Origin of the sequence: Klebsiella sp. RC2 (assembly GCF_014192815.1) — a bacterium.
GTDB classification, from domain to species: domain Bacteria; phylum Pseudomonadota; class Gammaproteobacteria; order Enterobacterales; family Enterobacteriaceae; genus Klebsiella; species Klebsiella variicola.
The window spans coordinates 125,105-137,771 of sequence record NZ_JACHYL010000008.1; the positions used below are offsets into that span (position 1 = coordinate 125,105).

The window sequence follows — 12,667 nt, forward strand, 5'->3', positions numbered from 1 at the left end:
TCCTGTCAATGCCCATGTTTGCAGCCGGAGTGGATGACGGCTGGCACATTATGCTGGCTTTCTCATCATTCTGACGTAGGAGATAAGCTCAGACATGGCGCTGAATCCTACACGTAACGTAATAGTTACGCACCTAAAACATTTACCGATAGCATTTGACAGATTTATCAATGAGATCAGCGTCGCAGAGTTTCCAGCAACAGAGTGAAAGCGCTGGTATGCTGGCGTCGACTGGGGTAGTAGAGATGGTAGCCGGGGAAGGTGGGGGTCCAGTCCGCCAGCACTTGCACCAGCCGGCCACTGGCTAAGGCCTCCGCCACGCAGTCATCCGGAACGTAGGCCAGACCGAGGCCCGCCTCCGCCGCATCGATGCGCTGCGGCAGGCTGTTGAGGATCACTTGCCCCTCCACCCGGACCTGGATATCCCGGCCGTCGCGGGCAAACTCCCAGGCGTAAAGTCCACCTCGTGTCGGCAGGCGCAGATTGATGCAGCGATGCTGCGCAAGATCCCAGGGCGTCTGCGGCGTACCGGCCTGCTGCAGATAGGCTGGCGAACCCACTACCACCATCCGCATATCCGGGGCAATGCGCACGGCAATCATCTCTTTCGCCACCTGTTCGCCGAGTCGCACCCCGGCGTCAAACCGGCCATCCACGATATCCGTGAGGCCATTATCAACAGTGATTTCGATGTTAATATCCGGATATTGCAGCATAAATGGCTTTAGCGCCGGCCAGAGTACGGTGCTGGTGGCATGCTCCCCGGCGGTGATGCGCAGGTTGCCCGCCGGGCGTTCGCGCGTATCGCGCAGCGCGGTCAGCGCCCGCTCCATCTCCTCCAGATGCGGACCGAGGCGCTGTATCAGTCGCTCACCCGCCTCGGTCGTTACCACGCTGCGGGTGGTGCGGGTCAGCAGCCGCACATCGAGACGCGCTTCGAGATGGCGCATGGCATGGCTGAGCGCCGACTGCGACACGCCGAGCTGGGCCGCTGCGCGGGTAAAGCTGCGCTCACGCGCCACCACCATAAAGGAGAGCAGATCGTTTACGTTCTCTTTTAGCATAATCTTTCCGGATTGATGAATACCGCTCACAGGTACGCAGAGTGTAAGCCCGACGGAGGGGAGGCGCCAGTCTGATAGCCGGACGCAGTGGAGCAGAATGACCACCACGGTTAACAACGCAGGGTTTAATTCATCAAGACGGTGAATGTGATGTAAGATGTCCAAAAAACTGCAGCGCCAGGCGAACCCACACAATGACACCCTTACACTTTCATAAATATCACGGGCTGGGTAATGATTACCTGGTATGCCATCGCGACGTTGCCGAACAGTTGAGCAACGAGCATATTCAAATGCTGTGCCATCGCCACTATGGCGTGGGATCGGATGGTCTGCTGATCGACAGCGGCGATCAGATCAATCCCACACTGCGTATTATCAATCCGGACGGCTCCGAAGCGGAGAAAAGCGGTAACGGGCTACGGATCTATGCGCGTTATCTTTTTGATATCGGTCGTGTTGGCCATGAGCCCTTTCTGGTACACACGGCGGGCGGTGACGTTTATTGCACTGTGCATGGCGATGTTCATCAGATTAGCGTCGACATGGGGCGGGCGAATTTCAATCCGGCGGCGCTGCCCGCCTTAGTGAATTTGCCTGAGGCGGTGAATTATCCTTTGCCGCTGGCGGATGAAACCCTGTCCGTCGTGCTGGTCTCCATGGGCAATCCCCACTGCGTTGTCCTCGTCGATAAGCTCGACCTGGCGCAGGTTCATCGTTTAGGGCCGCAAATCGAAAACCATTCCTTGTTCCCCAAACGCACCAATGTCCAGTTCGTGGAAGTTATCGATCGCCATACGCTAAAGATTGGTATCTGGGAGCGGGGCGCGGGGTTCACGATGGCCTCCGGGAGCAGCAGTTGCGCGGCTGCCAGCGCGATGCGCCGGTTAGGGAAGGTGGACGATCGGGTGGATGTCAACATGCCTGGTGGTCAGCTGCACATCACCTTCGACGCGGATTTTCAAGTCCGTATGCGTGGCCCGGTGCATAAAATCGCCAGCCTGACGCTGGATAAAGACTGCTTTGTTGGCGGCAGCGCCATCTTCACTGGCGCTGCATAACAGATGGCGCGGTCAGCCTGAAATTAACTCTCCTGAGGATCAGCCGACGGCCCGTTTGCCGAACAAACGATGGTGGCATGGTCCCACCAGGCATTGTGCTTAACATCGGTGGCAAGGACGCTAAACTGCGCCTGCTGTATCTCATTCAGTAAAGCCGGGAGGGGTTTAAGCGTACGCCAGGGCTGCCCCTCTTTCAGGAGATGATGCTTGACAGGATCGTAAGTGGCGAGGTCTTCAGCATAACGAGGAAGCCCGCACATCGAGCCGATCACCAGCCGGCCTGCGGGTTTCAGCAATCTTCTCGCCTCGGCGAAAAAACGGCGACGCTCATCTTCCAGCAGACAATGTAAACAGCTGCCATCAATGATTAAGGCAAACTGGGCATCCTCACATTGAGAAAGATGACAGACGTTGCCGACGAAAAATGTGGCGTCCAGACCCGCTTGCTGAAAACGGTCTTCTGCCCAGCGGATCGCCGTTTCGGACACATCAACACCCGATACGGCATAGCCTCTTTCCGCCAGATACTGGGCTGCCATGGCACCATTGCCACATCCCAGTTCAAGTACCGGCGCGCCGGGAGCGGGTAAATAGCCATGGGCATCCAGCCAATGAAATGTTTTTTCTTGTTGTATCTTTGCCCTGGCAAAACCATCACCCGCCCAGGCGCTGGCTCCGTTGGCTAACAGTTGTCTGTAGCGGGCTTCATAGGGGTTCATCCTGAAAACACCTTTTATCATTGATAAACATCACTACTATATACGCCATTTAACATTGAAATAAGTATTCGTTTGGCTACCAGGGAGAAACAGAGATGAACATCAACGTGGTCGGCACCAGCGGCTCAGGCAAATCCACTCTGGCCCGGCGCCTGGCGCACAGGCTGGGACTACCCTGGATCGAGCTCGATCGCCTGTACTGGCGGCCGAACTGGCAGGGCACGCCGGATGAGCCGTTTTTCGCCGCTATTGCCGCCGCTACGGCCTCGCCGGGCTGGGTGCTGGATGGCAATTACAATCGCAGCCGCAGCGTCAAATGGCGCGAGGTGGATCTGGTGATCTGGGTCGACTATAGCCTCTGGCGCACGCTGCGCCAGGCGGTGTGGCGGGCGACGAGCCGGGCGTGGCGGCATCAGGAGCTGTGGCCGGGCACGGGCAACCGCGAGAGCTTTCGCCGTTCGTTCTGCAGCCGGGAATCCATTATCCTCTGGACGCTGAAAACCTGGCGGCAGAATCGCCGACGCTATCTGGCCGATATGCAGGATCCGCAATATCGTCATATTCGCTTCGTCCGGGTGCGCAGTCCGCGGCAGGCTGAGGCGCTGCTCCGCGAGCTGGAAGCGCAGCGGCCAGGCGGGCATATCTAATTTTCAGCAGTACACATGTGAATTAATTGTTTCTCAATAGTTAGCTGAGATTTTAATAATGCAGGCACGTACTTTCATATGAGCCTGCGAAATGTCTTATCGAATCAGTATCCTGGATAAAAGTCCGCTTGCCGCCGGGGAAACCGCCGCGCAGGCGCTGGCGCGTACATTAACGCTGGCGCAACACGCCGAAGCCTGGGGCTATCACCGCTTCTGGGTCGCCGAACACCACAATACCGATCAGCTGGCGAGCCCCTCGCCGGAGCTGGTTATCGCCTGGCTGCTGGGCCACACCCGGCGCATTCGTCTTGGGTCCGGCGGCGTCATGCTCCAGCACTACAGCCCCTATAAAGTCGCGGAAAACTTTAACCTGCTGGCTGCCCTCGCGCCGGGTCGCATCGATCTCGGGGTGGGCAAGGCGCCTGGCGGCCTGCCGCTCTCCACCCGCGCCCTGCAGCAGGGCCTGCATCAGGAGGAGAAAGGGACCTTTGCCGATCAGCTGGCGCAGCTGGATAACTGGCTGTCACTGACTGAGCCAGGGGGAGAGGAGAGCCTGCGCGCCACGCCGATCCCGCCGCGACGGGCCGACGGATTTCTGCTCGGCGCCAGCCTGGAGAGTGCGGAACTGGCCGCCCGTCTTGACTGGAACTTCGTGTTTGCGGCCCATCTCAATGGCGACAGCGCGCTACGCCGCACGGTGATCAACCGCTGGCGCGAGCTCAGCCCGCGTGAGGCGATCGTCGCCGTGCAGGTGGTGGTGGCTGACGATCCGGCCACCGCCGCCGCGCTGGCGCAGCAGGTCGAGGTGTGGGGCGTGGAGCTGGAGAACGGCCAGCGGGTGACCGTCGGCAGTGAGGCTCAGGCCGTCGCCTTTGCCCGCCAGGCTGGCAGCCGGCCGACACGCATCCACCGCCGCGAATCTTCACTGATCTCCGGTACTCCCGAACAGGTTAAAGCCCGGCTTGACGCGCTGCAGGCGGAAGATCAGCTGGATGAATTAATCATTGATACCCCTATTAGCGACGGGCCAGCGCGCCTGCACTCCCTGCGCCTGCTGGCGCAGGCTCACTACGGCAAGGAGGTGCTGAATGTCCTTTGAACAACAACTGATTAGCTGGCGGCGCGAGCTGCACCAGAACCCGGAGCTCTCCCTGCAGGAGGTAGCCACCACCGCGCGGATCCGCGACTGGCTGCAGAGCGGCGGGCTGACTCTGCTGCCCTTCGATCTGAAAACCGGGCTGGTCGCCGAAGTCGGCAGCGGCGACAAGGTGATTGCCCTGCGGGCGGACATCGACGCGTTGCCCATCGAGGAGGCGACCGGTCTGCCTTACCGCTCGCAAAATGAAGGGGTGATGCATGCCTGCGGCCATGATATTCACACCAGCGTAATGCTGGGGGCGGCGCTGCTGCTGAAGGAGCGGGAAGCGGAACTCCCGGGGCGGGTGCGGATCCTGTTTCAGCCGGCAGAGGAAAATTTTGGCGGCGCGAAAACCCTGATCCGCGCCGGGGCGCTGGAGGACGTGTCGGCGATCTTTGGCATGCACAATGAGCCCGGCCTGCCGGTGGGCGAATTTGCCACCCGCGGCGGCGCGTTCTACGCCAACGTCGACCGCTTCGTCTTCAAAGTGACCGGGAAGGGGGCGCATGCCGCCCGTCCACATGAAGGAAAGGATGCGATCCTGCTGGCCAGCCAGCTGGTGACGGTGCTGCAGAGCGTGGCCAGTCGGGAAGTGAACACCCTCGACTCGGTGGTGCTCAGCGTGACGCGGATCCAGGGAGGCAATACCTGGAACGTGCTGCCGGAGAGCGTCGAGCTGGAAGGGACGCTGCGCACTCACAGCAGTGAAGTGCAGCAGCGGGTCAAGGCCCGGGTCAGCGAGATCGCGGCCGGTTTCGCCAGCGCCTTTGGCGCACAGATTGACGTCTTCTGGTATGCCGGCCCGACGGCGCTGGTCAATGACGCCCGCTGGGCCGACTTCGCCAGCGACGTGGCGGCCCAGGCCGGGTACCGCACCCATCACGCCGATCTGCATCTCGGTGGCGAAGATTTTGCGGTCTATCTTCAGCATATTCCCGGGGCGTTCGTCAGCATCGGCAGCGCCAGCGAATATGGTCTGCACCATCCGGCATTTAATCCGGACGAACGGCTTATTGCGCCCGCAGCGCACTATTTCGCCCAGCTGGCGGAACAGGCATTACAACATATTTAATGGATGACAGGGGAAGGGGGAACTATGTCTGAAAATCGACAATTGCGTCTGGGAACGATATTACATGGCGCATCGGGAAATATGTCCGCCTGGCGTCATCCGGCGGCGCAGGCGGACGCCAGTATTAATTTTAACTTTGTCACGCAGACGGCGTTAAAAGCGGAAGAGGGGAAGCTGGATTTTATTTTTGTCGCCGACGGGTTATATATCAATGAAAAATCGATTCCCCATTTTTTAAATCGCTTCGAACCTTTAACGGTACTTTCCGCGCTGGCCGCGGTCACCCGGCGTCTGGGACTTGTGGGGACCTTATCCACTTCGTACAGTGAGCCGTTTACTACCGCCCGCCAGTTCGCCAGCCTCGACCATTTAAGCCAGGGACGGGCGGGGTGGAATGTCGTCACTTCGCCGCTGGAAGGGTCGGCGAAAAACTTCTCCCGGGCCCAGCATCCGGATCATGCGCTGCGCTATCGCATTGCCGATGAATATCTGCAGGTGGTGAAAGGCTTATGGGATTCATGGGAAGAAGACGCCTTTGTGCGCAATAAGGAGACTGGCCAGTTCTTTGATAAAAATAAACTGCATACGCTCGATCACCATGGCGATTTCTTTAAAGTGGCCGGGCCGCTAAATATTGCCCGCACGCCACAGGGACGGCCGATTATTTTCCAGGCCGGCGCGTCGGACGACGGCAAGAAATTAGCCGCACGCCACGCCGATGCCATTTTTACCCATCAGGAATCGCTGGCCGAGGCGCAGGCATTTTATCAGGATGTCAAAAGCCAACTCAGCGCATATCAGCGCACCCCGGACCAACTGCATATCTTCCAGGGCGTCAGCGTCATCGTCGGGGATGACGCCGAGGATGCGGAACGTCAGTACCAGACTACCGCGGCGCTGGTTTCCATCGAGGATGCGCTGAATTATCTGGGGCGGTATTTCGAACATCATGATTTTTCGCAGTATCCGCTTGATGAACCGTTCCCGGATATTGGCGATTTGGGACAAAACAGCTTCCGCAGCACCACCGACGAGATTAAACGTCACGCCCGCGAGCGGGGATTAACCCTGCGCCAGGTGGCCCTGGAGGCAGCGAGTCCGCGTCCGCGCTTTACCGGCACCGCCAGCGATGTCGCCGATGGCCTGCAATTGTGGTTCGAACAGCACGCGGCGGACGGTTTCATTATTCAGGGCGGCACGCCGGAAACCTTCCCGCGCTTTGTGGATGAGGTGGTTCCGCTGTTACAGGCGCGCGGCCTGTTCCGTCGCGACTATCCGGGCACCACCCTGCGGGAAAGTCTGGGTCTGGCGCTACCTGCTAACCAATTCCAAAAATAATAAAAGAGAATCACGCTATGCAGAAAACAACACTCTTGCTGGCCGTCGCGTTGGCATTTAGCGCCTCGTCGTGGGCCCAGGACGTCAAGATCAATGGCACCGGGGTGAGCCTGGAGGCCAACAAAACGCCGATTCACACAGCGAAAAATCCACAGGCCATTGCGCTGTTGCCGAAAGATCTGCATCTGGCGGTGCCGGGGAAATTCACCGTCGCGGTGGCAGCCCTGAACTCACCGCCGCTGACGGTCTTCGCCGATGACAATAAAACCCTGCTCGGTAGCGAGACGGATATCGCCCGGCTGGTGGCGGAGAGCCTCGGGCTGGAAGTAAACGTGGTTCCCACTTCATGGGAAGACTGGCCGCTGGGGGTTACCTCCGGCAAATATGATGCCGCGATCAGCAATATTACCGTCACCAAAGAGCGCAAAGAGAAGTTCGATTTCGCCACCTACCGTAAAGACTCGCTGGGCTTCTACGTCAAAAGCACCAGTCCGCTGAACAAAATTGACAAGGCGGAGGACATCGCCGGGCTGAAGATTATCGTCGGCTCCGGTACTAACCAGGAGGCGATCCTGCTGGCGTGGAACGCGGAGAACGTCAAGAAGGGGCTGAAGCCGTTTACCCCGGTCTACACCAAGGATGACGCCGCCCAGACGCTGGCCCTGCAGACCGGGCGCGCCGATGCCTACTTCGGCCCCAATGTGATAGGCGCGTGGAAGGCGGCGCTGACCGGCAAAACCAAACTGGTGGGCAGCGTCGATGGCGGCTGGCCGAAAGCGGCGCATATCGCGGTGACGCTGAAAAAAGACAGCGGGCTGGTGAATGCCGTCCAGGCGGCGCTGAACGGCGCTATCGCCAGCGGGGACTACGCCAAAGTGCTTAACCGCTGGGGCGAAGGGGTGGAGAGTATTCCGCAATCAGAAATCAACCCACCCGGACTGGGCGACTGACAGGAGGCGCGATGAGCGAAGCATTCCGCGATATTTCTCCGGACGCACCGGAGCTGCAGCCGATTATTAGCGGGCTGTTTGCCGAATATGCCGCCCGCTACGGCGACTATTTTTCCCGCGATGCGGAAGTGGAGTTGACTGAGTGGTATTTGCCGCCGCAGGGGCTGTTTATCGTCCTTGAGCGTGAGGGCGAAATTATCGCCACCGGCGCTTATAAACCGAAAGATCGCCACACCGCGGAGATCAAACGTATCTGGACGCACCGTCGTCTGCGCCAGCAGGGGCTGGCGGCGAAGGTGGTCCAGGAGCTGGAACGGCGGGCGGTGCTGGCCGGGTACAGCCATATCTACCTGACCACCGGCTTCCGTCAGCCGGAGGCGGTAAAGCTCTATCTCAGCCAAGGGTATGAGGCGCAGTTTGACCTCACGCGAGACCCGGAAGAGTACAGTCAGCCGCCGTACGATGGCCGGCTGCGGTTCACTAAAGCGCTGGCGGTGAGCGCCTTCAGTCACAGCGCTTGAGGAGGCATGATGCATTCATCTGAAACGATAAAAGTGGTGCCAGCGCGCTATCCGCTGCGGGTGGTCGGGGCCCTGGTCGCCCTGCTGGTGCTGGCGGTGGTGATCCAGTCGGTGGCCTTTAACCCGCGCTGGGAGTGGGGCGTCTTCGCCCGCTGGTTCTTCGACCCGGTGATCCTCGAGGGGCTGGGACAAACCCTGCTCCTGACCCTGCTCGGAACGGTGCTGAGCGTGATCTTCGGCGGCCTGCTGGCGCTGGCCCGTTTGTCCTCATCGTGGCTGCTCAGCAGCCTCGCCTGGGGCTATATCTGGTTGTTTCGCTCGCTGCCGCTGATTGTGGTGCTGATTATTCTGTACAACTTTTCCTATCTCTACGACACCCTGTCGCTGGGGATCCCGTTTACCGGCGTCACCTGGGCCAGCTATCAGACCATTAACGTGCTGGGGCAATTCTCCACGGCGGTGGTGGGCCTGACGCTGGTGCAGAGCGCCTATACCGCGGAGATCATTCGCGGTGGCTTTTTGGGGGTCGACCATGGGCAGTATGAAGCCGCCGCTGCACTGGGGCTTCCCGCCTGGCGACGTACGCTGCGCATTATTCTGCCGCAGGCGCTGCGCACCATCCTGCCCTCCGGCTTCAATGAGATCATCAGTCTGGCCAAGGGAACGGCGATGGTGTACGTCCTGGCGATGCCGGAACTGTTCTACACCATCCAGATGATCTACAACCGTACCCAGGAGGTGATCCCGCTGTTGATGGTTGGCGCCGCCTGGTATCTGGCAATCACCAGCGTCCTCTCCGCCATTCAGTATCTGGTGGAACGCGCCCTGGCGCGCAGCGAGCGCCGCTCGGCGGTAAACAGCGCCCGCAGCAGCCGTCTGAATCAACCCGCACGTCAACCACAGCCGCAGGAGGCCGTTCATGCCCAGCTCTCATAATGGCCATATCTCTATCACCGGGGTCAGCAAATACTATGGCCGCCACAAGGCGCTGGACGATGTGTCGCTGGAGATCCCCCCGGGCACGGTAACGGTGATCCTCGGCCCTTCCGGCTCGGGCAAGTCGACGCTGCTGCGCACCATCAATCACCTCGAACGTGTCGATGAGGGATTTATTCAGATTGACGGCGACTATATTGGTTATCGCCGCAAAGGCGACAAGCTGTATGAGATGAAAGAAAAGGAAATTCTTCGCCAGCGGATCAACGTCGGCTACGTGTTCCAGAACTTTAACCTGTTTCCGCACCTGACGGTGCTGGAGAACCTGATTGAGGCGCCGATCGCCCACAAGCAGGTCACGCGCAAAGAGGCCATTGCCCGCGCTTATGAACTGCTGGACGTTGTCGGACTGCGCAATAAAGCCGACGCCTGGTCGCGGCATCTCTCAGGCGGCCAGCAGCAGCGTATCGCGATTGCCCGGGCGCTGGCACTGGACCCGCGGGTGATCCTGTTTGATGAGCCCACCTCGGCGCTCGATCCCGAGCTGGTGGGCGAGGTACTGGATGTCATCAAGAAGCTGGCGCGCTCCGGTACCACCCTGGTGGTGGTGACCCACGAGGTAGGCTTTGCCCGCGAGGTGGCCGACCAGGTGGTGTTTATGGTCGACGGCAGGATCGTCGAGCAGGGCAGCAGCGACGAGGTGCTCAACCATCCGCAGCATCCGCGTACCCGACAGTTTTTATCCAGGGTACTGCCGTCATGAACAGAGCGCTAATGACCCTTGTTCTCAGCGCTTTTGCCATGAGCGCTCACGCGGCGCTGGATCTGCGTGCCAATGAGCAGCCATTGCCGGTCACCCGCGACCCGCAGGCGATAGCGAAAATTCCGCCGGGCTATCGCTTCGTCGAGCCGGGGACGCTGACGGTGGCGATCTCGGCGCTCAATTCGCCGCCGCTGGCGCTGCTGGCCAGCGACAACCGCACGCGGATCGGCAGCGACCCGGATATGGCCCGCCTGCTGGCCGGAAGCCTTGGCCTGAAACTCAGGCTGGTGCCCACCGCGTGGGAGGACTGGCCGCTGGGCATCGCCTCCGGCCGCTACGATGTGGCGCTGATCAATATCGCGGTAACCGAGAAGCGCAAAGAGAAGTTCGATTTTGCGACTTACCGGGTGGACTCCCTGGCCTTCTCGGTGAAATCCACCAGCGACATCGCCGCGGTAAACGGACCCGCCGACCTCGCCGGGCGCAAAGTGATCGTCGGGTCCGGCACCAATCAGGAGCGGATCCTGCTGGGCTGGAATGAGGACAACCGTGCCGCCGGACGGCCGCAGGCCCAGCCGGTCTACCTGACCGATGATGCCTCCGGCAACCTCTATATCCAGTCCGGGCGAGCGGATATCTTTTTCGGCCCGCAGTCGGTGGCAGCCTATAAGGCCGCCCTTAACGGCCAGACCCGGGTGGTGGGCCTGGGGCCGAAAAAAGCGTGGGTGGCGACAACCACCAAAAAAGGCAACGGCCTGGTCTTTGCCCTGCAGGCAGCCCTCGACGGGGCGATTGCCCGCGGTGAATATCAGCAGGTGCTGGCGCGCTGGGGAGAGCAGGGCGAGGCGGTGGAGCAGTCGGTGGTCAACCCGCCGGGGATAACCTACTAAAAAACCGCTGTTTCGCCGGAGTACGACGCGAAACAGCGGAGGCGAATGCTCGCCAGGGTCTTCAATCAAACGGTGCGCGGAGTGAGCGTCAAGCGATCCAGCGGCCCAACGATAAACAGATAGGAGAACAGGCCCAGCACGCCCATGGAACCGACGTAGAGGATGGCGTAATCAAACGAGTGGGTGTTGGCGAGGATCACCCCGATGACCAGCGGGGTAATGATGCTCGCCAGGTTGCCGCACATATTGAACACGCCACCGGCAATACCGAGCATCTCTTTCGGCGAGGTGTCGCTCAGCACGCACCAGCCGAGGTTCCCGAAACCTTTGGCAAAGAACGCCAGACTCATGGCGGCGATCACCACCACTTCCGAGGAGGTGTAGTTGGCGACGACAATGACGCAGGAGAGCAGCATGCCGCAGATCACCGGGAGCTTACGAGCGGTGGTCAGACTGTAACCGCGTTTCAGCAGCCAGTCCGAAAACACGCCGCCCAGCAGGCCACCGATAAATCCAGCTATGGCCGGGATACTGGCGACAAACCCGACCTTGAGGATTGACATGCCTTTGGCCTGGTAGAGGTAAGTCGGAAACCAGGTGAGGAAGAACCAGGTAATCGATGTGACGCAGAACTGGCCGATATAAACCCCGATCATCATGCGATTGACGCAGACGCTTTTAATCTGCGCGAGAGTTAATTTTTGCGGCGTTTTTTGGCTACCTAATTCCGGTACGCCGCCGCCTTCACGAATATAATCGAGCTCCTGCGGGTTAATTTTAGGATGATGTGAAGGATCCTTCACTTTTACCAGCCAGAATATTCCCAGCACCACCCCGATAGCGCCAATATAATAAAAGACATAGTGCCAGCTTAAATTATGCAGAATGATGGTCATCAGCGGCGTAATAATGCCCAGCGAAATATACTGCGCGGCCTGATAGACCGAGGTGACAAATCCACGCTCTTTATTGGGGAACCACTGGACGCTCAGGCGACTGTTGGCCGGAAAAGCGGGCGCTTCAATGGCCCCCATCATCAGACGCAGGATCACCAGCACCACCAGCGGACTGGCAAACAGATAAATAGTGCCCTGAAACATAGTGACGACCGACCAGCCAATCAGCGCGCAGCCGTAGACCAACCGCGAACCATATTTATCCAGCAGCCAGCCGCCGGGGATTTGCATAATGACGTAGGAAATACCAAACACCGAAAAGGCCAGGCCCATTGCTTCAGGGTCAAAACCTAACTCTTTACTCATCATCGGCGCGACAACGGACAGGGTGGCCCGGTCAGCATAATTAAATACGGTCGCGAGAAATAAAAAAACCAATATACCGTAACGCACGTTGCTGCGTTTTATTTGCTGTTGCATGTTATTCAACTCCTTTGCAGGGTTGTGAAGACACGTCATCTTTCAGGCCGCTTTGATGCTTGCTGACGGATTTCGTGTATTGCGAGTACAGCGGGTCAGAGGTTTATTCCCGGTGACGCTGCGCTTACCGGGGCTACGGGTTCTCAGTGGTCTGCGGACCGGTAGCCCGGATAAGGCGTGGACGCCGTCATC

11 protein-coding genes and 1 pseudogene are annotated in these 12,667 nt (G+C 59.4%); 9 read left to right on the forward strand and 3 right to left on the reverse strand.

The window, feature by feature from the left end; all coding sequences use genetic code 11:
- Window positions 1–176: 176 nt before the first annotated feature.
- Complete coding sequence (locus FHW76_RS22515; RefSeq protein WP_155011810.1) at window positions 177–1,064, reverse strand: LysR family transcriptional regulator; 888 nt, start codon at window positions 1,062–1,064, stop codon at window positions 177–179.
- 194 nt (window positions 1,065–1,258) lie between these two features.
- On the opposite strand from FHW76_RS22515, the gene dapF reads away from it, so the two are divergent.
- Window positions 1,259–2,125: a diaminopimelate epimerase gene (gene dapF / locus FHW76_RS22520; protein WP_008804701.1), complete on the forward strand. Its 867-nt coding sequence runs from the start codon at window positions 1,259–1,261 to the stop codon at window positions 2,123–2,125.
- Window positions 2,126–2,148: 23 nt separating this feature from the next.
- Here the strand turns inward: dapF and FHW76_RS22525 are convergent, their stop codons facing one another.
- Window positions 2,149–2,844 carry a class I SAM-dependent methyltransferase gene (locus FHW76_RS22525; protein ID WP_012541569.1) on the reverse strand — a complete coding sequence of 232 codons (696 nt, stop codon included), beginning with the start codon at window positions 2,842–2,844 and terminating at the stop codon, window positions 2,149–2,151.
- A gap of 95 nt (window positions 2,845–2,939) precedes the next feature.
- On the opposite strand from FHW76_RS22525, the gene FHW76_RS22530 reads away from it, so the two are divergent.
- From FHW76_RS22530 to FHW76_RS22570, 8 genes and pseudogenes are all read left to right on the forward strand, one after another.
- Window positions 2,940–3,491, forward strand: a complete 552-nt coding sequence (locus tag FHW76_RS22530; RefSeq protein WP_080930304.1) for a shikimate kinase — start codon at window positions 2,940–2,942, stop codon at window positions 3,489–3,491.
- A 91-nt stretch (window positions 3,492–3,582) separates the two neighbouring features.
- Window positions 3,583–4,590: an MsnO8 family LLM class oxidoreductase gene (locus FHW76_RS22535; RefSeq protein WP_012541571.1), complete on the forward strand. Its 1,008-nt coding sequence runs from the start codon at window positions 3,583–3,585 to the stop codon at window positions 4,588–4,590.
- On the forward strand, window positions 4,580–5,701 hold the full coding sequence (locus tag FHW76_RS22540) for a M20 peptidase aminoacylase family protein (protein WP_012968083.1): 1,122 nt from the start codon (window positions 4,580–4,582) through the stop codon (window positions 5,699–5,701). Before FHW76_RS22535 ends, FHW76_RS22540 begins: the two co-directional genes overlap by 11 nt.
- 24 nt (window positions 5,702–5,725) lie before the next feature.
- Window positions 5,726–7,989 (forward strand): annotated as a pseudogene (locus FHW76_RS26515) (NtaA/DmoA family FMN-dependent monooxygenase).
- Window positions 7,990–8,000: 11 nt separating this feature from the next.
- Window positions 8,001–8,510 carry a GNAT family N-acetyltransferase gene (locus FHW76_RS22555; protein WP_008804708.1) on the forward strand — a complete coding sequence of 170 codons (510 nt, stop codon included), beginning with the start codon at window positions 8,001–8,003 and terminating at the stop codon, window positions 8,508–8,510.
- A gap of 9 nt (window positions 8,511–8,519) precedes the next feature.
- Entirely contained in the window at window positions 8,520–9,446 is a 927-nt protein-coding gene (locus FHW76_RS22560; protein WP_008804709.1) for an amino acid ABC transporter permease, read from the forward strand.
- Window positions 9,430–10,209 carry an amino acid ABC transporter ATP-binding protein gene (locus tag FHW76_RS22565; RefSeq protein ID WP_008804710.1) on the forward strand — a complete coding sequence of 260 codons (780 nt, stop codon included), beginning with the start codon at window positions 9,430–9,432 and terminating at the stop codon, window positions 10,207–10,209. Before FHW76_RS22560 ends, FHW76_RS22565 begins: the two co-directional genes overlap by 17 nt.
- Window positions 10,210–10,247: 38 nt before the next feature.
- Entirely contained in the window at window positions 10,248–11,099 is an 852-nt protein-coding gene (locus FHW76_RS22570; RefSeq protein ID WP_171004796.1) for a transporter substrate-binding domain-containing protein, read from the forward strand.
- A gap of 65 nt (window positions 11,100–11,164) precedes the next feature.
- On the opposite strand, the gene FHW76_RS22575 is transcribed toward FHW76_RS22570, so the two are convergent.
- A complete protein-coding gene (locus tag FHW76_RS22575) occupies window positions 11,165–12,475 on the reverse strand; it encodes an MFS transporter (RefSeq protein ID WP_032421387.1) in 1,311 nt (436 codons plus the stop codon).
- Window positions 12,476–12,667: the final 192 nt, after the last annotated feature.